This window comes from Pseudomonas sp. H3_E04 (assembly GCF_054668915.1).
Window position 1 is genome coordinate 2,478,228 of sequence record NZ_CP162797.1, and the last position, 23,583, is coordinate 2,501,810.

Sequence of the window (23,583 nt, forward strand, 5' to 3'; positions counted from 1 at the left end):
CGACCACCTCCGCGAGAAAAAACAGAACCGGCAGACTGAGCTGCCGGTTGTTTATCGTCAAGGATGGAAATGTACGGCAATGTACAGACGCCATTCGCGAGCAGGCTCGCTCCCACAGGGGTTTGTGAACACCACAGATCCCCTGTGGGAGCGAGCCTGCTCGCGAAGAGACCGACCCAGGCGCTGAAGAACTAAAACCCCTCCAGCTCCGCCATCAGATCATTCAACCGATCAACCTTCTCTTCAGTCATATCACTGGCCGCCAGTCCATCGATGTATTCGGCCAGTTCTTCCACCGTGCTGCACTCGAACATCGCGCGCAGCGGCACATTGCGTTGCAGGGCTTTCTGTACCCGCGATGCAATTTGCGTGGCCAACAGCGAATGCCCGCCCAGTTCGAAGAAGTTGTCGCGCACGCCGACCCTTTCCACTTGCAGCACCTCAGCCCAGATATCAGCCAGGGTCTGCTCCAGCTGATTGCGCGGCGCCATATAATCCTCGCTCTGCAACTGACCGATCTCCAGGGCCGGCAAGGCTTTGCGGTCGAGTTTGCCGTTGGCATTGAGTGGCATCTGCTCCAGCCACAGCCAGTGCAGCGGCACCATGTACTCCGGCAATTCGGCGCGCAGGCGCTGCTTGAGCCGTTCCAGGCATTCGCCCGGATTGAACGCTGCATCGGCCGCGACCAGATAACCCACCAAGTGCTTGCCGTTGACGCCTTCCTGCACGCCAACCGCCGCGTCACGCACTTGCGGTTGTTCGTGCAGACGCGCTTCGATTTCACCCAGCTCGATGCGGTAACCGCGAATCTTCACTTGATGATCGACGCGGCCGACGTATTCCAGCATGCCATCGGTGCGGCGCCGCGCCAGATCACCGGTGCGGTACAGGCGCTCGCCCGGCGCACCGAACGGGTTCGGCACGAACACCGGCGCGGTGCGCAGCGGATCGCTGACGTAGCCGCGCCCGACACCGGTGCCAGCCACACACAACTCGCCCACCGCGCCCAGCGGCACCAGATCCAGCGCGCCATCGAGCAGATAGAGCACGTTGTTGTCGGTTGGCGTGCCGATCGGCAAATAGCTGCCGCGCGTCGACGCCATGTCGACACGGAAGAACGCCACGTCGTCGGAGCATTCCGCCGGGCCGTAGGCATTGACCAGACCGATGTCCGGATAACGCAGCAGCCATTGATGGGCCAGTTCCGGCGGCATCGCTTCCCCGGTCGGCAGCATCCAGCGCAGACCGTCGAGGCTCAGACGCTCGGAGGCGAGCATGCCCTGAATCAGCGATGGCACACTCTCGAGCACAGTGATGCCCTGCGCCTGCACATGCGCCAGCAAACCTTGCGGATCGTGGGCAAGCGCATTCGGCACGATATCGACCCGCGCGCCGAACAACGGCGCGGCGAGGAATTGCCAGACAGAAATGTCGAAGCTTTGCGAAGCGGTCTGGGCAATCACATCGGCCTCGCTCAAGTCGAGGTACGGACGTTTGCTCAACTGGTTGTTGAGCATGCCGCGCTGCTCGACCATCACGCCTTTAGGCAGCCCGGTCGAACCCGAGGTGTAGATCACATAGGCGAGATTGTCCGGGCTGCTGTGGATGCCAGGATTGTGCGTCGCTGCGGCCGACGCCTGGACCTCTTCCCACACCAGCAGGCGTGGACGATTCGAACAGCCAAACTCTTCGAGCAAGCTCTGCGCCTGTTCACGGCAGGCTGCGCTGCACACCAGCAACGGCGTGCGGCTGAGCTCGATGATGCGGCTCAGGCGCTGGCTGGGCAGGCCCGGATCCAGCGGCAGATAACCAGCACCAGCCTTGAAGCTGCCGATGATCATGCCGAGCAGGTCGAGATTACGCTCGGCCAGCAGCGCCACAGGTTGGTCCATCCGTACACCGGCAGCGACCAGTGCATGGCCGAGGCGGTTGGCGTCGAGGTTCAGTTCGGCATAGCTCAATTGCTCATCAAGGCAACTGGCGGCAATACGCTGCGGATGCGCCGCGACCTGCGCTTCGAACAGCGCCACGTAGCTTTGCTCCAGCGGATAGTCGTGGCCGCTCTGGTTGCAACCGTGCAGGAGAAAATCGCGCTCTTCGTCGCCCAGCAGCGGCAAGTCGGCCATGTCGCCATGGAAGCCGTCGACCAGCGCCAGCAGCAGGCGCTTGAACTCAGCGAGCATGCGCTCGACCGTCGCCTCGTCGAAGTAACGCTGGTCGTAGGACAGGTGCAAGCCAAGGTCATCGCCCGGGTAGCACACCGCTGTCAGCGGGAAGTTAGTGTGGGTACGGCCGGAGTCCGAGGTCGCATTCAAACTCTGCGCACGGTCGAGCACCGAGACTTCCACCGGAGCGTTTTCGAAGACGAAGAGGCTGTCGAACAGCGGCTGGCCTTTGGGTAATTCGCTCTGTTCCTGGATGTTCACCAGCGGCAGGTATTCGTACTCGCGCAGTTGCATGTTGCTGTCGAGCAACGCGCTGAGCCACTGACGCACACTGCTGCGCTGATCGTCCTCGGGCATCTTCACCCGCAGCGCAATGCTGTTGATGAACAGACCGACAGTGCGCTGCATTTCCGGCATCTCCACCGGACGCCCGGCCACAGTCACGCCGAAGAGCACGTCGCGATCGCCGCTCAGGCGCCGCAAAACCAACGCCCACGCCGCCTGGGCAAAAGTGTTGACGGTCAGTTGATGAGCCTGCGCCAGTTCCCTTAGCCGTGCTCCGTCCTCGGCATTAAGACGGGTGTAGCGGTCGCCGACGATCATGCCGCCGCTTTCGCCTGCGTGTTCGCGCAGGAACGGCCGGTCGCTTGGGATCGGCGTGGTGCGTTCGAAACCTTGCAGATTTTGCCGCCACCACTGTCGCGCCTCGGCCAGGCTCTGGCGTTGCAGCCAGCCGATGTAGTCGCGATAGCGCGGCGGCACACTCAACTGCGCTTCACGACTTTCACCGAGGGCGGTGTAGATTTCGAAGAAATCGTTCATCAGCAGCGAACGGCACCACGCATCGATGAGGATGTGGTGGTTGCTCATCATGAACCAGTAGCGCGCCGCGCCGACCTTGATCAGGCGCAGGTGGAACGGCGCCTGATTGAGCAGATCGAAACCGGCCTCACGCTCGCTTTTCAGCAGCGCTTGCAGCTGCGGTTCCTGCTCGGTTTCGGCAACAGCGCTCCAGTCCAGATACTCGATCGGCGTGCGCCCCGGCGTGTGAATCACTTGCAGCATGTCTTCGCCAACGTTCCAGCAGAAGGACGCGCGCAACGCTTCGTGACGAGCGACAACCGCTTGCCAGGCCTGGGCGAAACGCTCGGGATCGAGCTCGCTGTTGATACGATAACGATCCTGCATGTAGTACAGACCGGTGCCCGGCTCGAGCAAGGTGTGCAGCAACATGCCCTCCTGCATCGGCGTCAGCGGGTAGACATCTTCGATGTGCGCAGCCGGCACCGGCAACGCATCGAGTTGCGCCTGAGTCAGTTTCGCCAGCGGGAAATCCGACGGTGTCAGACCACCAGCGTCGTCTAGCAGGCAGTGATGGATCAGGCTCTGCAGTTCGCCGAGATAGGCATCGGCCAGATCATTGATCGTCTGCGCCGCGTAACGCTCGGCGCTGAAGGTCCAGCGCAGCAGCAACTCGCCACCGTAGACCTGACTGTCGACGCTCAACTCGTTCGGCAATGGCGCCTGCGGATCATGAGCGGCTCCGACTGGCTCGTCGAGAGGACGCAACAGCGCATCGCTGCCGAAGCTCTGGTCGAACTGGCCGAGGTAATTGAATGTGATCGGCGCCTGTGGCAGCGCCGCCATGCTCTGCCGGCAGCCGTCATCGGCCAGATAACGCAGCACGCCATAACCGAGACCTTTGTGCGGCACGGCGCGCAGTTGTTCCTTGATCGCCTTGATCGAAGCACCCTGCCCGGCAGCCTCTTCGATGTTGTGCGGGGTCAGGCGCAGCGGGTACGCGCTGGTGAACCAACCGACGGTGCGGGTCAGATCAATCTCGTCGAACAGGGTTTCGCGACCGTGGCCTTCCAGCTGAATCAGAGCCGAGGGCTGGCCGCTCCAGCGGCACAGTACACGGGCTAGCGCGGTCAGCAGCAGGTCGTTGACCTGGGTGCGATAAGCCCTCGGTGCCTGTTGCAACAACTGTCGGGTGCGCTCGGCGTCGAGGCGCACGCTGACGGTTTGCGCATGGCGATTCTGCCTGCCGCCCTGCGGGTTTTCGCAAGGCAGATCAGCGCTCGGCCCGGCCAGTTGCGCCTGCCACCAGCTCAATTCCTCACGCAGCGATTCGCTGCCGGCATAAGCCTGCAAACGCGCGGCCCAGTCCTTGAAGGCGCTGGTTTTCGCCGGCAGTTTCAGCGGCTGCGCAGCCTCGAGTTGGCGATAGGCGGTTTGCAGATCATCCAGCAACACGCGCCAGGAAACACCGTCGACCACCAAGTGGTGGATGGCGATGAACAGGCGTTGCTGACCACCCGCAACATCGACCAGCACTGCGCGCAGTAATGGGCCGTCGTGCAGGTGCAGACTGCGTTGCGCATCGGCGAACAGGGCTTCGCACAGGTCCAGCGAATCGAGGCTGAACTGCCAGAGCACCTCCTCATTCGTCAGTGGCTGGTGCGTTGCTTGCCACGCTTGATCGACTTCGCTGAAACGCAAACGCAGGGCGTCGTGCTGTTCGATCACTGCCCGCAATGCGTGCTGCAAACGTTGCCATTCAAGGGTCACGGTCGGCTCGAGCAACAGCGCCTGATTCCAGTGCTGGCGCTGGGGAATGTCCGTATCGAAGAACCAGTGCTGAATCGGCGTCAGGCGCGATTCACCGACCACCAGGCCCTGCTCGGCAGTCACTTGCTGAGTGCGACTGGCAACGGCGGCGAGCGTCTGCACGGTCTGATGCTGGAACAGGTCGCGCGGGCTGAAGTGGATGCCCTGCTGACGCGCGCGGCTGACCACCTGAATCGACAGAATCGAGTCGCCACCGAGTTCGAAGAAGTTATCGTTGAGGCCGACCTGCCTGACGTTGAGCACATCGCACCAGATCTGCGCCAGGGTCTGTTCCAGCGCGTTGCTCGGCGCGACATAGTCCTGACGATTGAGCTGCGGGTCCGGCGCCGGCAAGGCGCGACGGTCGAGTTTGCCGTTGGCGGTCAGCGGCATGCTTGCCAGCAGCATCAGGTGGGTCGGCACCATGTAGTCCGGCAGTTGCGCCTTGAGGTGCGACTTGAGCGCTTCGCGCAGTTCAGCCTGTTGCGCTTCGCTGTGTCCGGCGACCTCCGTAACGAGGTAACCCACCAACTGCTTGCCACTCGGCGCATCCAGCGCCAGCACCACTGCTTCGCGGATCGAAGGGTGATCGAGCAGGCGCGTTTCGATTTCGCCCAGTTCGATGCGGAAACCACGGATTTTTACTTGATGGTCGATCCGGCCCAGATACTCGACCAGACCATCGGCACGCTGGCGCACCAGGTCGCCGGTGCGGTACATGCGCCCGCCATCAGCGGCAAACGGGTCAGCGACAAAACGCTCGGCGCTGATGCCCGGACGGTCGTGATAGGCCTGAGCCAGACCGGCGCCACCGACGAACAATTCACCGGTCGCGCCCTGCGGCACCAAGGCCAGATCGGCATCAAGAATGTACGCGACCCGCGCACCGATCACACTGCCGATCGGCACACTGCCAGCGCCCTCTTCCAGTACCTGCGGCGCCAGACTGGCCAGCGGCATGACCACGGTTTCAGTCGGGCCGTAGGCGTTGAAGAACTGCGCTGGCTGGAACGCCGCGCGGATGCGCTGTAGATGCTCGCCAGTCAGCGCTTCGCCGCCGGTGATGATCATCCGCACCGGGAGGACTTCATTCTGCGTGGCAAGGAACTGCGCCAACTGGCTGCCGTAGCTCGGTGTGAAGCCGAGGACGTTGATCCGATGCGTACGAATCAAGCCGCAAATTTCCTCCGCGTCCCACTGGCCCTGCGCCCGCAACACCACCTGCGCACCGCTGAGCAGCGGCACCAGCAGACGCTCGGTGGCGGCGTCGAAGTTGATCGAATAGAAATGCAGTTCACAGTCGTCCGGGCGCATGCCGAAGCGTTCGATCACGGCCTGGCAGTGCATGGCAATTTCACCGTGGGAGACGACCACGCCTTTCGGTTTGCCGGTCGAGCCCGAGGTGTAAATCAGGTAGGCCTGATGCTGCGGCAGGCTGATAAACGGCAGCTCGCTGGCCGGGTAGTCGGCCAATGCCGCGCTGTCATCTTCCAGACACCAGCGCGCCACGTCTGACGGCAAGTCACCCAGGGCCTGGAACATCGCCCGATCGCTGAGCAGCAAGCCGATGCGGCTGTCTTCGATCATGTAGTGCAAACGGTCGAGCGGATACTCCGGATCCAGCGGCACATAAGCGCCGCCAGCCTTGAGAATCGCCAGCAGGCCGATGACCATTTCCAGCGAACGCTCCAGCGCCAGACCGACCCGCACTTGCGGGCCGACGCCGCGCTCACGCAGCGCCCAGGCCAGACGATTGGCCCGGGCATCGAGTTCAGCGTAGCTCAGGGTCTGCCCGGCGAAGGTCAGCGCCGGCGCGTCTTGGCGCGCCAGTGCCTGTTCGGCAAACAGATGATGAATGCACTGGTCGAGACGATGCTCGCCGGGCTCGATACCGAGGCTGTCGAGCAGGTGTTGTTGCTCGGTGTCGTCCAGCAAAGGCAGTTCGCTGAGGCGTTGCTGCGGATCAGCGATCAACGCTTCAAGCAGGTTGCGCCAATGCCTGGCCATACGCGCGATGGTCGGTTCGTCGAACAGATCGGTGCTGTAGGTCAGGCAGCAACCGAGACGATGATCGAGGTCGGTGACTTCCAGATTGAGATCGAACTTGGTCGCCCGCGCATCGTTGGCCAGGTACTCGACGGTCATTCCAGCGAGGGTGCGGCTCTGCTGGAATTCCCAGCGCTGCACGTTGCACATCACCTGGAACAGCGGGTTGTAGGCCGCGCTGCGTGGCGGCTGCAAGGCTTCGACCAAATGATCGAACGGCAGATCCTGATGGGATTGGCCTTCGATCACGGTGTGGCGCACCTGCTCGAACAATTCCCCGACCGACATCTGCCCGTCGAGCTGGCAACGCAGCACCTGAGTGTTGAGGAACGCGCCGATCAGCCCTTCGCTTTCCGGGCGGATGCGGTTGGCCACCGGCGCGCCGATGCGCAGGTCGGTCTGACCGCTGTAGCGGTAGAGCAGCGTGGCGAGCGCGGCGGTCATGGTCATGAACAGGGTCAGGCCGTTGTGCGCATTGAATGCCCGCACCCGCGCGGCGAGATCGTCGCTCAGATCGAAACGGAACAGCTCGCCCTGATGGCTCTGTACCGGCGGACGCGGACGGTCGCCGGGCAATTCCAGAAGCGGATGCTCACGGCCGAGTTGCGCGGTCCAGTAATCGAGCTGACGCTGACGCTCGCCGGATTCCAGCCAGTTACGCTGCCATACGCTGTAGTCGAGGTATTGCACCGGCAGCGGCTCCAGCGGTGATTCGCGCTCATCGACGAACGCTTCGTACAGCGCGCTGAGCTCACGGGCAAAGATGTCCATCGCCCAGCCTTCGGTGACGATGTGGTGCAGGGTCAGGACGAAGTAATGCTCATGTTCGGCAGTCTTGACCAGGCAGGCACGCAGCAACGGACCAGTTTCCAGATCAAACGGCTGGTGCGCTTCTGCATCGGCCAGTTGCTGGACTTGTAGCTCCCGGACTTCTGCCGGCAGGCTGGAGAAATCCTTCCAGCCCATGCGCACGCCGGTCTCGGCATGCACCTGTTGGCGGGCAACGCCGTCAACGCTGGGGAACGTAGTACGCAGGGTTTCATGGCGCAGGATCAGCGCCTGCAACGCCGCCTCGAAATGCTCGACATGCAGCACGCCGCGCAAGCGCGCCATGCCGCCGACGTTGTACGCCGGGCTGTCCGGTTCCATCTGCCAGAGGAACCACATGCGCTGCTGCGAATAGGACAACGGCACCGCTTGGCTGCGGTCGACTTTGCTGATCGGCAGCTGTTGGTTGGTCCGACCGCTGGCCTGGATCAGGCGGATCTGTTCGGCGTAATCGCCCAGTTCGCTGTGCTCGAACAAGGTGCGCAGCGGCAGCTCGACGTCACAGGCCTGGCGTGTGCGTGAAATGATCTGCGTCGCCAGCAGCGAGTGACCGCCGAGGGCGAAGAAATCATCGCGCAGGCCGACCTGGCTCAGGCCGAGCACTTCGCGCCAGATGCCAGCGATCTGTTGCTCCAGCTCCGTGACCGGTTCGATGTGTTCGCGCACTTGCCACTGGGGCTCGGGCAAGGCGCGGCGATCAAGTTTGCCGCTGGGGCTCAGCGGCATCGCATCAAGGCGCAGCAATTGCGCCGGGACCATGTATTCCGGCAGCTCAGCGACCAAAGCGTTCTTCAGCCGAGCGATTTGTTCGTCGGCATTTTCCTGCGGATCGGTCGCCGTGAAGTAGCCGATCAGTTGCGCACCGGCAGCGGTTTCGCGCACCAGCACCACCGCTTGGGCGACGCCCTCCTGCGCAAGCAATCGCGCCTGGATTTCCTCCGGCTCGACGCGGAAGCCGCGCAGTTTGACCTGCTGATCGAGACGGCCGAGGTATTCGATCACGCCATCCGAGGACCAGCGCGCGCGGTCGCCGGTGCGGTACAAACGGGCGCCCTGCTCGCCCAGTGGATCGACGACGAAGCGCTCAGCGGTCAATGCTGGGCGGCCAAGGTACCCGCGAGCCAGCCCGATGCCGCTGATGCACAACTCACCCGCCACGCCCGCCGGTACTGGATTGAGATCGGCATCGAGGATGCGGCAGATCACATTGCCCAGCGGCCGGCCAATCGGCGAGCGCTCGCCATCGGCAGTTGTGCAGTGCCAATGGGTGACGTTGATCGCGGTTTCAGTCGGGCCATAACGGTTGTGCAATTGCACCGCCGGCAGTTGCGCCAGTACGCGGTTGCGCAGCTCGGCGGGCAAGGCTTCACCGCCGGAAAACACCCGGCGCAAACTGGTGCATTCGGCACTCAGCGGCTCATCGATGAACAGCGCCAGCAGTGGCGGCACGAAGTGCAGCGTGGTCACGCCGTGCTTCTGGATCAGTTGCGCGATGCGATGCGGGTCACGGTGCTCGCCGGGGGCGGCAAGCAGCAGACGCGCGCCAGTGATCAGCGGCCAGAAGCATTCCCACACCGAGACGTCGAAACTGATCGGCGCTTTTTGCATCAGCACGTCGGTTTCGTCGAGGCGGTAAGTGTCCTGCATCCATTGCAGGCGCTCGGCCAGCGCGGCGTGGGTGTTGCCGACGCCTTTCGGTTGCCCGGTGGAACCCGAGGTGTAAATCACGTAGGCGAGGTTGTCGCCGTGCAGGTGCAGGCCTGGTGCCTGGCTCGGCCATTTATCCAGGTGCAGCGCATCCATGGCAATCACGCTGACTCCATCGCTGGCGGGCAAACGCTCGAGCAATTGCGTCTGGGTCAGGAGCAGTTCGACGCCGCTGTCGCGGAGCATGTACGCGAGGCGTTCGGCCGGATAATCCGGATCAAGCGGTACATAGGCGCCGCCGGCCTTGATGATCGCCAGCAGACCGATCAGCAGTTGCGGCGAACGCTCGGCGGCGATGGCCACGCACACGTCCGGGCCAACGCCTTTGTCGCGCAGGTAATGGGCGAGCCGGTTGGCTTGCGCATGCAGCTCGGCAAAATCCAGACTACCGCCGTCCCACAGCAGCGCGGTGCGTTGCGGGGTGTTGCGCAATTGTTGCTCGAGCAGTTCCGGCAGCCATTGTTGCGCCGGGGTGCACGGGGCCACGCCCCAGTCCTTTTGCTGATTCTGCTCGTTGACGGTCAGCAAGCGCAGGTCGCCAATGGCCTGCTGAGGCCGTTCGCAGACTTCGCTCAGCAGATTGTGCAAGTGCTCGGCCAGGCGCTCGATGGTCGCGGCGTCGAACAGTTCGTTGGCGTAGTCGAACGCCAAGCTCAGGCGCCCGTTGCGATCCTCTTCGCTGTGCAACTGCAGATCGAACTTGGCTTCGCGGCTATGCCACGGCAGTTCTTCGGCGAGCAGACCCGGCAGGCGCTTGAGTGCACTGAGATCGCGCTGCTGATGGTTGAACATGACCTGGAACAAACCCTGCTCGCGGGCCTGCGGGAAAGCTTCGAGCAGTTGTTCGAAGGGCAGATCCTGATGAGCCTGGGCGCCGAGTGCGGCCTGGCGGGTCTGGTTCAGCAGCTCGGCAAAAGTCAGGCGCGAATCGACCTGCGCACGGAAAACCTGGGTATTGATGAAGAAGCCGATCAGGCTTTGGGTTTCCAGGCGCGGACGGTTGGCGTTCGGCACGCCGATGCGAATGTCGCGCTGGCCGCTGTAGCGGTGCAGCAAACTTTGCAACGCAGCGAGCAGGAACATGAACGGCGTGGCCTGGTGGGCCTGCGCGGTCTGCCGAATCGCTTCGCTGAGTTGGACGCTCAAACGCACGCTGTAGCGCGCGGCGCTGTGGTTGTGTCGGGCCGAGCGCGGGTGATCGGTGGCCAGTTCCAGCGTCGGATGTTCTTCGCCCAGTTGCGCTTTCCAGTAAGCCAGTTGCCGCTCGCCCTCGCCTTGCGCCAGCCATTGCCGCTGCCAGTTGCCGTAGTCGGCGTATTGCACCGGCAGCGCTGCCAGCGTCGCCGTCGCACCTTGGGTAGCGGCGGCATAGAGGCGCGAGAATTCATCGAGGAGAATATTCAGCGACCAGCCGTCAGCGATGATGTGGTGCATCGTCACCAGCAATTGATGCTCTTCGTCGTCCAGGCGCACCAGTGTCACCGACAGCAACGGGCCTTTTTCCAGATCGAACCGAGTGCGCGCCTCGTCTTCGCGAATCTGCTCGGCGCGGGCTTCACGCTCGGGCGCGGGCAGGTCGCTGATGTCGATCAGTTGCAAATTGAATTCGGCAGCAGCGAGCACTTGCTGCAATGCCACACCGTCGCGCTCGAAGAAACGTGTACGCAGGGCTTCGTGGCGTTCGATCAGTTGCTGGAAGCTGCTGCGCACGGCGTCTTCGTCGAGTTCGCCACGCAGGCGCAGGCCGCCTGGAATGTTGTAGGCGCTGCTCTGTGGATCGAGTTGCCAAGTGATCCACAGACGGTTTTGCGCCAGCGACTGCGGCATCGGTTCGCTGCGCGACAATGTGCTGATTGCATCGTGGGCGCTGCCACCGTTGTGTTGTTGCTGCGCTACGGCGGCGGCGAAGGCGCACAGGGTGGGCGCTTCGAACAGCAGGCGCAGGCTCAGCTCGACGCCGAGTGCTTCGCGAACCCGCGCGACCACTTGCGTAGCGGCGATCGAGTTGCCGCCGAGGAGGAAAAAGTGATCGTCGGCGTTGACCTGCTTGACGTTGAGTTGCTCGGCCCAGATTTGCCCGATCACCGTTTCGAGATCCGAAGTGCTGCTGGTCGCGGTTGGGATTTCGGCGGTCGTCGACGGGAACAGCGCGTAACTGTCGAGACTGCCCTCGGCCAGACGATTACGGCACGCCGAGCGCTGCAGTTTGCCGCTGGAGGTTTTCGGCAACGCGCCCGGATTGAGCAGCACGACCACGCCTGGCGCCTCCTGATACGCCTCGGCCACGGCTTGGCGAATGGCTTTGATCAGCGCTTCCGGCGCCAGGATTTTCTGCACGCTGCGGCTGATTTCCGCAGCGATGCCGATGCCCTCTTCGCCGTTGTGATTGACCGCGAACGCCGCCACGCGGCCCTTGCGCACCACTTCCACCTCACGTTCAACGGTCTGCTCGATGTCCTGCGGATAGAGGTTGTGGCCACGGACGATGAGCATGTCTTTCAGGCGCCCGGTGACGAACAGTTCGCCGTCACGGATAAAACCCAGATCGCCGGTGCGCAACCAGGTGCGGCCAGCGTGCTGAACGAAGGTCTTGGCGCTGGCTTCGGGGTTGCGCCAGTAACCGTGGGCGATGCTCGGGCCCGCAGCCCACACTTCACCGACGGCATTGTCGGCGAGTTGTTCGAGGGTATTGGGTTCGACGATCAGCACCGCGTGTTCCGGCTGGCTGATGCCGCAGCTCATGATCGCGCTGCCGTCGCCCGGCTCGGCGCGGTTTTGCGCCAGCGCCTGATCGTCCACGCGCAGCGCCGGGATGCCGGTGCCGCGCGGTGTGCCAGCGACGAACAGAGTCGCCTCGGCCAAACCGTACGAAGCCATGAAACTGTTTTCGCTGAAACCGCAGGCGGCGAATTTTTCCGCGAAACGCTCAAGGGTATCGAGACGAATCGGCTCGGAGCCGGAATAGGCCACGCGCCAACGGCTCAGATCGAGACGTTCCAGAGCCGATTCGCTGACCCGTTCACTGCATAAGCGGTAGGCGAAATCCGGCCCGCCGCTGATGGTGCCGCCGTATTCGGCAATCGCTTCCAGCCAGCGCAACGGCCGGCCGAGGAAGTACGCCGGCGACATCAGAATGCACGGCACGCCGCTGAAAATCGGTTGCAGCAGACCACCGATCAAACCCATGTCGTGGTACAGCGGCAACCAGCTGACGATGACGTCGTCCGGATTGACGTCGATGCCGAAACCGTGACGGATCAGCAGTTCGTTGGCGACCAGATTGCCATGGCTGACCTGCACGCCCTTTGGCAGTGCAGTGGAGCCGGAGGTGTATTGCAGGAAGGCGATGTGCTCGGCCGGCAGGCTTGGTTCAACCCAGCGTTCGGCCAGCGTGCTGTCGAGAGTGTCGACACACAACAGCGGCGGCGCGCCGTCGATTTGCTGCAAGGCGTCGCGCAGGTCGGCGCTGGTCAGCAAAAGCTTGGGCTCGGCGTCGGCGATGATCGACAGCAAACGCTCCTGATGATGACGACGCGCGGATTCCGGCGGATAGGCCGGCACCGCAATCACACCGGCATACAGGCAGCCGAAAAACGCCGCGACGTAATCTGCGCCGCTGGGAAACAGCAGCACCGCACGCTCACCGAAACCGGCCTCGGCCTGCAGCGCAGCGGCGATGGTGCGCGCGCGCTGATCGAGTTCGCGATAGCTGAGCACCACAGCCTGATCGGCATTTTCGGCGAGAAAACGCAGGGCTGTTCGGTCCGGCGTCAGGGCCGCGCGACGCTTGAGGGCATGGACCAGGGTGCTGGGGAGTTCGAACGCGTCGGTCATGAGGTTTCCTGCCTGAATTCGGCTTGCAAGTGGAATCGGGTAGCTGCGGCACACCTGTCGAGAGGCGTGCGGGGCGGGGTCTGTGCCGACCGCGCGAGGCATCGGAATGCGCTGGGGCCGGAGATCTGCACCCGGAACCATTCACCAATGAGAACGGATGACGTCTGGAAAAAATTAGTCGGCAGGCGCGACATCCAGCGGGGCTGGGATGCGGCGGCGTGTCGCAGTTCGCAAAACACATCGCCTTACAGCAATACCTCTCTTTCTCATTTGACAATCATTATCATTCAACCTAATTTGTCGCTCGATGTGTAGGACGGCGCCGTCCCCCGAGGCCCTCCCACTAACCTATTGGCAGCAAGGTGATTTCCATGACGGAACAAGTATCCACAAGCAGGTGCGATTCACCGCTACTTCAGGCATTCGTCGACAATCGACTGATTCTGGTCAAGATTGCAGCGCGCATTACCGGCTGCAGGTCTCGTGCCGAAGACGTGGTTCAGGATGCGTTTTTCCGACTGCAATCGGCGCCGCCGATCACGTCGTCGATCAAGGCTCAGCTGAGCTACCTGTTCCAAATCGTGCGCAACCTCGCCATCGATCACTACCGCAAGCAGGCGCTCGAACAGAAATACTCAGGCCCGGAAGAGGAAGGCTTGAACGTGGTGATTCAGGGCGCTTCGCCGGAAACTTCGCACATCAACTTCTCGACCCTGGAACACATCGCCGATGCGCTGACCGAACTGCCCAGCCGCACCCGCTATGCCTTCGAGATGTACCGCTTGCACGGCGTACCGCAAAAGGACATCGCCAAGGAACTGGGCGTATCGCCAACCCTGGTCAACTTCATGATTCGTGATGCTTTGGTGCACTGCCGCAAGGTTTCGGGCAGTCGGCGGGATGCGGTGATCGCGGGTCGTCGTTAGGATCCGGATTCTGCGTCAAGCCATTCGCGAGCAGGCTCGCTCCCACAGGGTTTGATCAACGACACAAATCCAGTGTGGGAGCGAGCCTGCTCGCGAAAGCGGCCTCAGATTCAAACGAAAGCCGAGGCCGAACGCATCAGGCCAGCTTGCACCGATCAAAAAACCGCTCCCGCCCCAGAATCATTAATGCCGCGCGCTTGTGCGGAAAATCGAATTCCTTCTCGCAGTGAAAGCATTGGTTGTGCATGTGCCCGATCATCTTCGCGTTATCTGCACGCGGCTCGGCAACCACGCGCAGGGTGCGCGGATCATCGAGAAACAGGTAATGCACCAGCGCCGATAACCAGCTCGCCACCTTGTGCGGGCCGCGATGACTCTCCTCGCCGACCAGCATGTGAATGCCACGGTCGTAATCGCCAGCATCGTAGAACGGCGCGATGCGATCTTCCTTCGCCCAGTAGGCTTCGAAATAAGCGAACGGCTGATCATCGAAACAGCCGATCAGGGTCAGCGTGTGCGGATCTGCATCGAGCTTGTTCAGATATTCGCGGTGCTGCTCGAGGCTGCCCTCCTCCTGCCAGAAACTCGCCACGCGCGGGCTGTTCTGCCAGCGATTGAAGCGCGACAGATCTTCCTCGATTTCCAGCGTTCGCAAGGAAATCCACGCGCCAAGTCGCGCATCGAAACGCCGATAGACTTCACCGCGCGGCTTCACCGGTCGCAGCGGATGGCGCTTGCCCTGGCTGATGACCATTTGCTGCGGGTAGCTGCCGGCCAGTGGAGCGCCCAGCCACGGCTGCGGCAGTTGCCAGAACAGCGTGCGCTCGCAGCGATACTCACCGGCGACTTCGGTGTTGATCAGCAAACCACTGAGCAAGGCTTCGGTCGGCGGCTGATCGAGTTGCCAGGTCAGCTGCTGGCACGCCGGGTCACGGGCGAACAGCCAATAACAGGCGGCCCACAAGGCTTGCCCGGGCGGCAGGGCAAAACGTTCATCAAGCTGAATCGGGCCATTGGCCTCGCGGTCCAGGCGCAGCCGAATCAACGGTTGTCCCTCCAGGCTCAGGCTCAGCCGGCTCTCGGTAGCATCAGCGATCAAGCGACTGCCCGAGGGCAATGCCAGGGCAGTCAGGTCATTCAGATTGGACATGGGTCGGGCTCACGTAATCGTCGACAGTTCAACGAAGTGACGTGAGCCGGGAGGTGAAATTTAAGCGCGGGACGAAAACTGCGCTTCAGTGATGAGGCACCGGCACCACGGCTATCCTGTACGGCTCGAAAATCTTCAACAACTCGCCGTTTTCGCGCAAACGCTGCAACAGGTTGCCGAACGCTTCGCCGGTTATAGGAGCGCTTGGCCGCAGAATCGCGTAATGGTGATAGATCTGATCGGTACGCTGGGATGCCAGAAGCGCATCGCGAACCTTTTCGTTGCGCAGCAGGTAATCGAACAGATAGGAACGGGTCACCAGGGCAATGTCGGCGCGCCCGCGCAGGACCATCAGCAGGTTGCTGTCGTGGGAATAGGTCAGCGTGGCGTTGTAGTTGTGCGCGAGGAATTTCGGGTCGGCGTTGAAGTTGGCGAATTCGTAGTGATAACCGCTGAACAGCGCCAAGCGCTTGCCTGACAGGCTGGAAAAGTAGTTCTGCTGGCGGCCGTCCTCGCGCTGGGCGACAAAAATCTCGGCGTCTTCCAGGCCCATGTCGACATCCTCGTGAGGAATTTCCTTCCAGCCCCATTCGGGGTTCTCGAAGATCGCCATGTCGATACGGCCCTGCTTGAAATCCCCGAAACGGCGCGGGATCGACGTCGGCACCAGGACGAACTGATACTCGCCCTGCGAGCGGTTCAGCGCCTCGATCAATTGCGGCAACAGGCCGGTGTCGGCGCCGTTTTCCGGGCGAATCGTATAGGGCGGAAAATGCGCGGCGCCGACCCGGACCAATTGCGCTGACTGAGCGGGCAATACCCATAACGCAGCCAGCGCAGCGAGCATCAGCCCGGCGGCTGTCCGAATTGGCGAAGACTTCAAAACACCCCACTCCCCGAAAAAAATAGCGATCAATGCATTCAAGCTAGGCGGTTTCGCCGACTTAGCCAGTTTGTCGGCCGGTCCGACAACCGTTCAACGCGCTTCGAGGACCAGAATCAGCGCTTCATCGGCGAGCTGATCGAGGCTCAAACTGCCGCCGGCACGGAACCAGGTGGTGGTCCAGGACAGTGCGCCAGTGAGGAAACGTCGGGTAATAAAAACGTCGCCGCGAATATAGCCGGCGTCCTTGGCCTCGCCCAGAACCTGCAGCCAGATGTCTTCATAAACGTCACGCAATGCAAGGACTTTAGCCTGGCCGTCTTCTGACAATGAGCGCCATTCGTACACCAGCACCGCCATCGCTTCGCCGCTGCCGCCCATGATCGACTGCAACTCGCAACGAATCAGCGCCAGCACTTTCTCGCGCACGTCGCCGGCTTCGGCCAGAGCTGCGCGCATCAACGCGGTGTTGTAGCGGATGGTTTCCTCCATCACTGCGCGCAGGATTTCATCCTTGCTTTTGAAGTGATGAAAAATACTGCCCGACTGAATGCCCACAGCGCTGGCCAGATCACGCACCGTGGTGCGCTCGTAGCCTTTGTTGCGAAACAGGTGAGCCGCCACTTGCAGCAATTTGCCACGGGCGCTGTCCGGGTCGGTCAACTGGCCTTGGTCGACCAGTTCGCGCATGACCCGCAGGGCTTTTTGCTCGTCCACCCGTTCTCTCCTACAGTCGATCAGTGTGTTGCCCCCTGTAACCGCAGGGTTGCGCGCAATTTAAGCCGCGCGCGGGCACCAAGCAAGCGCTTGGGCAGAAGAATGTTTCGCCTGTTTACAAACCAAGCGCTTGCTTGGTAGCCTCCAGACACTTCTGTCGCAGGTCCCTGAGTCGGAGATAAAAATGCCCACCACCGTGCGAATCGGCTGCGCCAGTGCCTTCTGGGGCGACACCTCCACCGCTGCCGCCCAACTGGTGGCGGGCGGCAAGCTCGACTATCTGGTGTTCGATTATCTGGCCGAGATCACCATGTCGCTGATGGCCGGCGCGCGCCTGAAAGACCCGCAGGCCGGGTTCGCCAGTGATTTCATCGAAGTGCTGGCGCCGCTGCTGACGCAACTGGCCGAACAGAAGATCCGCGTGATCAGCAATGCTGGCGGGGTCAATCCGCAGGCCTGCGCGACGGCCCTGCAAGCGGCCTGCGACCAGGCTGGGGTCCAGCTGAAGATTGCCGTATTGCTCGGCGACGACTTGCAAGGACAGCTCAAAAACCCCGCCGACATTCGCGAAATGTTCAGCGGCGCGCCACTGCCGCGGGTGTGCGTGTCGACCAACGCCTACCTCGGCGCGCCGGGGATTGTCGACGCTCTGCGCCTGGGTGCCGACATTGTCATCACAGGCCGGGTGGTCGACAGCGCCGTGGTCAGCGCGGCGCTGGTTCATGAGTTCGGCTGGTCGTGGCACGACTACGACAAACTCGCCCAGGCCGCGCTGGCCGGGCACATCATCGAATGCGGCGCGCAGTGCACCGGCGGTAATTTCACCGACTGGCGCGAGGTGCCGGATTACGAGCACATTGGTTTTCCGATCGTCGAGGTCAGCGCCGATGGCCAGTTCCTCGTCAGCAAACCCGAAGGCTCCGGCGGCCTGGTCACGCCGCTGACTGTCGGCGAGCAGATGCTCTACGAAATCGGCGATCCGCAGGCCTATCTGTTACCCGACGTGATCTGCGATTTCAGCCAGGTCAAACTCCAGCAACAAGGCAAAAACGTCGTGCACGTGCACGGTGCCAAAGGCCTGCCGCCCACCGACAAATACAAGGTCAGCGCCACGTACCCGGACGGTTTTCGCTGCACCGCCAGTTGCCTGATGGCCGGCATCGACGCAGTGGACAAGGCGCGGCGCGTCAGTCAGGCAATCATCGACAAGACCGCCGAGATGTTCAGCTTGCGCGGCTGGTCGCCCTACAGCGAAACCCACGTCGAGCTGCTCGGCAGCGAAGCCACCTACGGCCCCCACGGCCAGCGCCGCGACAGCCGTGAAGTGGTAATCAAAATCGCTGTGCGCCATCCCGATAAACGCGCGCTGGTGCTGTTCTCCAAAGAAATCGCCCAGGCTGCGACCGGTATGGCGCCGGGTTTGACCGGCATCGTCGGCGGACGTCCGACCGTGTATCCAGTCATCCGCCTGTTCTCGTTCCTCATCGATAAAAGCGCCTGCACGTTGCAAGTCGAGATTGCCGGCGAACGTCATCCGTGCGCCCTGCCCGACCTGATCGCGCTCGACAGTGCAGATTTGCCGCTCGCCCAGCAACCGCCCAAACCCCAGGGCCGCGCCGATGCCAGTGTGCCGCTGGTGAAACTGGCGGTGGCGCGCTCCGGCGACAAGGGCAACCACAGCAACATCGGCGTGATGCCGCGCCATCCCGATTACCTGCCGTGGATCGCCGAAGCGCTGACCACTTCGGTGGTGGTCGACTGGATGCGTCATGTCCTCGATCCGGTGCTCGGACGTGTCGAACGCTGGTACCTGCCCGGCACCCACAGCCTCAACTTTCTCTTGGAAAACGCCCTCGGCGGTGGCGGTGTCGCCAGTTTGCGTATCGACCCGCAAGGCAAGGCCTTCGCCCAGCAACTATTGGAAATCCAGATCCCGGTGCCACAGAGCATCGCCGAACAGCTCGACTAGAGGATGGTGTGCATGGCTTACGCGTCGATTTTTCGCGCCGATCTGTTCAGCGGCCAGAACCTGATTGTCACCGGTGGAGGCAGCGGCATCGGTCGCTGCACCGCCCATGAACTGGCGGCGCTCGGCGCCAATGTGCTGCTGGTCGGGCGCAAGCCGGAAAAGCTGGAAAAAGTCGCCGCCGAAATCGCCGAGGACGGCGGCCGCGCGCACTGGAAGGCCTGCGATATCCGCGATGAAGAAGCGGTCAAGCAACTGGTCAAAGAGCTGATCGCCGAACACGGGCCGATCCACGGTCTGGTCAACAATGCCGGCGGCCAGTATCCGTCGCCCTTGGCCTCGATCAATCAGAAGGGTTTTGAAACCGTGCTGCGGACCAATCTGGTCGGCGGTTTTCTGATGGCCCGCGAAGTGTTCAACCAGTCGATGAGCAAACACGGCGGCAGCATCGTCAACATGCTCGCCGACATGTGGGGCGGCATGCCCGGCATGGGCCACTCGGGCGCGGCGCGTTCGGGCATGGACAACTTCACCAAGACCGCCGCGTTCGAGTGGGGTTACGCCGGGGTCCGGGTCAACGCGGTGGCGCCCGGATGGATCGCCTCCAGCGGCATGGACACTTACGAGGGCGCATTCAAAGCGGTGATCCCGACCCTGCGCGAGCACGTGCCGCTCAAGCGCATCGGCACCGAATCGGAAGTCAGTGCGGCAATCGTGTTTCTGCTCAGCCCGGCGGCGGCATTCATCAGCGGCACCACAGTGAAAATCGACGGCGCCGCCAGCCTCGGCAGTCGTGCCTGGCCGCTGCACAAGGCCAGCCACAGCGAATCGTTCAACGGCTTTCACCGCGCCTATCTACCTGACGTGCTCAAGGACAAGGAGTAAGCCATGGCGCAGATCCAGTCGCAACTCGATCCGCACAGCGAAGCCTTCGCACGAAACCGCGCGGCCATGCTCGCTGCCATCGGGCAGGTGCAGCAGCTCGAACAGAACCTGTTGAACAAGGCCGCCGAAGCCAAAGACAAATTCGAAAAACGTGGGCAACTGTTGCCCCGCGAGCGCCTGAACCTGCTGCTCGACCCCGGCGCGCCGTTCCTCGAACTGGCCAGCCTCGCCGGCTACAAATTGCACGACGACAAGGACGGCAGTTCGGCCGGTGGCGGGCTGATTGCCGGCATCGGTTATGTCTGCGGAATCCGCGCGATGGTGGTCGCCAACAACAGCGCGATCAAGGGCGGCACGATCTCGCCGAGCGGCCTGAAAAAATCCCTGCGCCTGCAACAGATCGCTCGGGAAAACAAACTGCCGATGATTACCCTCGCCGAAAGCGGCGGCGCCAATCTCAACTACGCGGCGGAGATTTTTGTTGAAGGTGCGCGCAGTTTCGCCAATCAGGCGCGAATGTCGGCCATGGGTTTGCCGCAGATCACCGTGGTGCACGGCTCGGCCACGGCGGGCGGTGCCTATCAACCGGGTTTGTCGGATTACGTGGTGGTGGTGCGCGGCAAGGCCAAGCTGTTTCTCGCCGGCCCGCCGCTGCTCAAAGCCGCGACCGGTGAAGTCGCCACCGATGAAGAGCTGGGTGGCGCCGAGATGCATGCGCAGGTCGCCGGCACCGCCGAATATCTCGCTGAAAACGACGCTGACGGCATCCGTCAGGTGCGCGACATCATGCGCATGCTGCCGTGGAACGAACAGCTGCCCTGGCTGCCGGAGCGGCAATTCAAAGAGCCGCTCTATCCGGTCGACGAATTGCTGGGGCTGATCCCGGACGATGCGAAAAAGCCCTACGACGTGCGCGAAATCATCGCGCGGATTGCCGATGAGTCGGACTTTCTCGAATTCAAGGCCGAGTTCGATCAGCAAACCATTTGCGGCCAACTGAAAATCCAGGGCCGCGCCTGCGGCTTCATCGGCAACAACGGCCCGATCACACCCAACGGCGCGAGCAAGGCGGCGCAGTTCATTCAGCTGTGCGACCAGAGCCAGACGCCGCTGCTGTTTTTCCACAACACCACGGGGTTCATGGTCGGCACCGAATCGGAGCAGCAAGGTGTGATCAAGCATGGCTCGAAACTGATCCAAGCGGTGGCCAACGCACGGGTGGCTAAACTGACCATCGTTGTCGGCGGTTCCTACGGCGCCGGCAACTACGCCATGTGCGGACGCGGCCTCGATCCGCGCTTCATCTTCGCCTGGCCGAACAGCCGCACGGCAGTGATGGGTGGCGCGCAGGCCGGCAAGGTTCTGCGCATCGTTACCGAAGCCAAACAGCTCAAGGACGGCATCGAGCCCGATCCGAAAATGCTCGACATGCTCGAGCAGATGACCGCGCAGAAACTCGACAGCCAATCCACCGCACTGTACGGCAGCGCCAACCTGTGGGACGACGGCCTGATCGACCCACGCGACACCCGCACCTTGCTCGGTTACTTGCTGGATATCTGTCACGAAGCCGACATGCGCACGCTGCAACCCAACAGCTTCGGCGTCAGCCGCTTCTGACCGCCACGGATCCTACGGAGAACAACAACAATGATCTTCACCCCGGAACACGAAGCCCTGCGCCGCACCGTTCGCCAGTTCGTCACGCACGAGATCAACCCGCACGTCGAAGAATGGGAAAAAGCCGGGCGCTTTCCGATCCACGAAATTTTCCGCAAGGCCGGTGAACTGGGCCTGCTGGGCATTTCCAAGCCGGAAAAATTCGGCGGCATGGGCCTCGACTACAGCTATTCGATCGTCGCCGCCGAAGAGTTCGGCACCATTCATTGCGGCGGGATTCCGATGTCGATCGGCGTGCAGACCGACATGTGTACACCCGCCCTCGCCCGCTTCGGCTCCGATGAATTGCGCGAAGAATTCCTCCGTCCAGCGATCACGGGCGAACAGGTCGGTTGCATCGGCGTTTCCGAAGTCGGCGCCGGCTCCGATGTCGCCGGGCTGAAAACCACAGCGCGCAAGGACGGCGATGACTACGTGATCAACGGCAGCAAGATGTGGATCACCAACTCGCCGAGCGCCGACTTCATCTGCCTGCTCGCCAACACTTCCGACGACAAACCGCACATCAACAAGTCGCTGATCATGGTGCCGATGAACACCCCCGGGATCAGCCTCAGCTCGCACCTGGACAAGCTCGGCATGCGTAGCTCGGAAACCGCCCAGGTGTTCTTCGACAACGTGCGCGTGCCGCAGCGCAACCGCATCGGCCATGAAGGCGCCGGGTTCATGATGCAGATGCTGCAGTTCCAGGAGGAACGCCTGTTCGGCGCGGCAAACATGATCAAGGGCCTGGAATATTGCATCGACAGCACCATCGAGTACTGCAAGGAGCGCAAGACCTTCGGTAATGCGCTGATCGATAACCAAGTGATCCACTTCCGCCTCGCCGAATTGCAGACCGAAATCGAATGCCTGCGCGCGCTGGTCTATCAGGCCACCGAGCAATACATCAAAGGTCAGGACGTCACCCGACTGGCGTCGATGGCCAAGCTCAAGGCCGGACGCCTCGGCCGTGAAGTCAGCGACAGCTGCCTGCAATATTGGGGCGGCATGGGCTTCATGTGGGACAACCCGGTGGCCCGCGCCTATCGCGACGTGCGTCTGGTATCGATTGGCGGCGGCGCCGACGAAATCATGCTGGGGATCATCTGCAAACTGATGGGCATCCTGCCGGGGAAAAAGAAATGAGCAGCCTGCCCGATTGCCAGACGCTGTTGCTGGAACTGCATGGCGGCGTGCTGCACATCACCCTCAACCGCCCGGACAGCCGCAATGCGATGAGCCTGCAAATGGTCGCCGAACTGCGCGCGGTGCTGGCGGCGATACGCGATGACCGCACAGTGCGGGCCTTGGTGCTCAGCGGTGCCGGCGGGCATTTCTGCGCCGGCGGCGACATCAAGGACATGGCCACCGCACGGTCGCAGGGTGCGGACGCTTACCGCGAGTTGAACCGGGCGTTCGGTGCGTTGCTGGAACAAGCCCAACACACGCCACAAGTGCTGATCACTGTGCTGCAAGGCGCGGTGCTCGGCGGCGGCTTCGGTCTGGCCTGCGTCAGCGATATTGCCTTGGCCGATCACCAGGCGCAGTTCGGTTTGCCGGAGACCAGCCTCGGCCTGATCCCGGCGCAAATCGCACCGTTTGTGGTGCAACGGATCGGCCTGACCGAAACCCGCCGCCTGGCCCTGACAGCGGCGCGTTTCGATGGCGCTGAGGCGCAGCGATTGGGCCTGGTGCATTTCGTTGAACAGGATGCGCAAGCGCTGGCCGAGCGACTGGATGAGGTCTTGCAACAGGTGCTGCGCTGCGCACCTGAAGCGAATGCCGCGACCAAAGCCTTGCTACTGGCGAGCGCCGGGCAGCCATCGAGTGAACTGCTTGATGAGGCCGCGCAGTGGTTCAGCGTGGCGGTGACCGGAGACGAGGGAATCGAGGGGACCATGGCTTTTATGCAGAAGCGCAAACCTCGGTGGGTCAGCTAAAAGCTTCGCGAGCAGGCTCGCTCCCACAGGTTGAAATGCATTCCAAATGCGGGAGCGAGCCTGCTCGCGAAGAGGCCCGCACCTTCGCCGCCCAAAACTCAGGAGCGCCCGAATTCGCGGTTGAAATGCGTTCCAAATGTGGGAGCGAGCCTGCTCGCGAAGAGGCCCGCACCTTCGCCACCCAAAACTCAGGAGCGCCCGAATTCGCGGTTGAAATTCGTTCCAAATGTGGGAGCGAGCCTGCTCGCGAAGAGGCCATCCCAT

At 62.4% G+C, this 23,583-nt stretch carries 10 protein-coding genes; 6 read left to right on the forward strand and 4 right to left on the reverse strand.

Translation table 11 applies throughout. The annotated features are described in order from the left end of the window. Positions 1-191 precede the first annotated feature (191 nt). Positions 192-13,190, reverse strand: coding sequence for a non-ribosomal peptide synthetase (locus AB4N53_RS11095; RefSeq protein WP_460120484.1), 12,999 nt, complete (start codon positions 13,188-13,190; stop codon positions 192-194). Between the two features lie 371 nt (positions 13,191-13,561). Here AB4N53_RS11095 and AB4N53_RS11100 point away from each other — a divergent pair, with 371 nt between their 5' ends. Continuing rightward, positions 13,562-14,116, forward strand: coding sequence for an RNA polymerase factor sigma-70 (locus AB4N53_RS11100; RefSeq protein WP_008088195.1), 555 nt, complete (start codon positions 13,562-13,564; stop codon positions 14,114-14,116). A gap of 136 nt (positions 14,117-14,252) precedes the next feature. Here the strand turns inward: AB4N53_RS11100 and AB4N53_RS11105 are convergent, their stop codons facing one another. From AB4N53_RS11105 to AB4N53_RS11115, 3 genes are all read right to left on the reverse strand, one after another. Continuing rightward, the gene (locus AB4N53_RS11105; RefSeq protein ID WP_460120486.1) at positions 14,253-15,266 is read right to left on the reverse strand and encodes a GNAT family N-acetyltransferase; all 1,014 of its coding nucleotides are present in this window, start codon (positions 15,264-15,266) and stop codon (positions 14,253-14,255) included. 85 nt (positions 15,267-15,351) lie between these two features. Continuing rightward, positions 15,352-16,149, reverse strand: coding sequence for a substrate-binding periplasmic protein (locus AB4N53_RS11110; protein WP_460120488.1), 798 nt, complete (start codon positions 16,147-16,149; stop codon positions 15,352-15,354). A 93-nt stretch (positions 16,150-16,242) separates the two neighbouring features. Further along, entirely contained in the window at positions 16,243-16,866 is a 624-nt protein-coding gene (locus tag AB4N53_RS11115; RefSeq protein ID WP_016770820.1) for a TetR/AcrR family transcriptional regulator, read from the reverse strand. 184 nt (positions 16,867-17,050) lie between these two features. Between AB4N53_RS11115 and AB4N53_RS11120 the strand changes: the two genes are divergently transcribed. Genes AB4N53_RS11120 through AB4N53_RS11140 form a run of 5 tightly spaced genes read left to right on the forward strand, consistent with a single transcriptional unit; the run spans position 17,051 to position 23,319 of the window. Next, positions 17,051-18,835 (forward strand): acyclic terpene utilization AtuA family protein, encoded by a 1,785-nt coding sequence (locus AB4N53_RS11120; protein ID WP_460120490.1) that lies wholly within the window; start codon positions 17,051-17,053, stop codon positions 18,833-18,835. A gap of 12 nt (positions 18,836-18,847) precedes the next feature. Further along, entirely contained in the window at positions 18,848-19,717 is an 870-nt protein-coding gene (locus AB4N53_RS11125) for an SDR family oxidoreductase (protein ID WP_110601480.1), read from the forward strand. Between the two features lie 3 nt (positions 19,718-19,720). Further along, positions 19,721-21,337, forward strand: coding sequence for a geranyl-CoA carboxylase subunit beta (gene atuC, locus AB4N53_RS11130; RefSeq protein WP_460120493.1), 1,617 nt, complete (start codon positions 19,721-19,723; stop codon positions 21,335-21,337). 30 nt (positions 21,338-21,367) lie between these two features. Next, positions 21,368-22,525 (forward strand): citronellyl-CoA dehydrogenase, encoded by a 1,158-nt coding sequence (atuD, locus tag AB4N53_RS11135; RefSeq protein ID WP_056788533.1) that lies wholly within the window; start codon positions 21,368-21,370, stop codon positions 22,523-22,525. Next, entirely contained in the window at positions 22,522-23,319 is a 798-nt protein-coding gene (locus AB4N53_RS11140) for an enoyl-CoA hydratase/isomerase family protein (RefSeq protein ID WP_460120496.1), read from the forward strand. Before atuD ends, AB4N53_RS11140 begins: the two co-directional genes overlap by 4 nt. Positions 23,320-23,583 lie beyond the last annotated feature (264 nt).

Coding starts and splice junctions, on each gene's coding strand:
- AB4N53_RS11120 (WP_460120490.1), top strand. CDS start 17,051: ATGCCCACCACCGTGCGAATCGGCTGCGCCAGTGCCTTCTGGGGCGAC.
- AB4N53_RS11125 (WP_110601480.1), top strand. CDS start 18,848: ATGGCTTACGCGTCGATTTTTCGCGCCGATCTGTTCAGCGGCCAGAAC.
- AB4N53_RS11140 (WP_460120496.1), top strand. CDS start 22,522: ATGAGCAGCCTGCCCGATTGCCAGACGCTGTTGCTGGAACTGCATGGC.
- AB4N53_RS11100 (WP_008088195.1), top strand. CDS start 13,562: ATGACGGAACAAGTATCCACAAGCAGGTGCGATTCACCGCTACTTCAG.
- AB4N53_RS11105 (WP_460120486.1), bottom strand. CDS start 15,266: ATGTCCAATCTGAATGACCTGACTGCCCTGGCATTGCCCTCGGGCAGT.
- atuD (WP_056788533.1), top strand. CDS start 21,368: ATGATCTTCACCCCGGAACACGAAGCCCTGCGCCGCACCGTTCGCCAG.
- AB4N53_RS11095 (WP_460120484.1), bottom strand. CDS start 13,190: ATGACCGACGCGTTCGAACTCCCCAGCACCCTGGTCCATGCCCTCAAG.
- atuC (WP_460120493.1), top strand. CDS start 19,721: ATGGCGCAGATCCAGTCGCAACTCGATCCGCACAGCGAAGCCTTCGCA.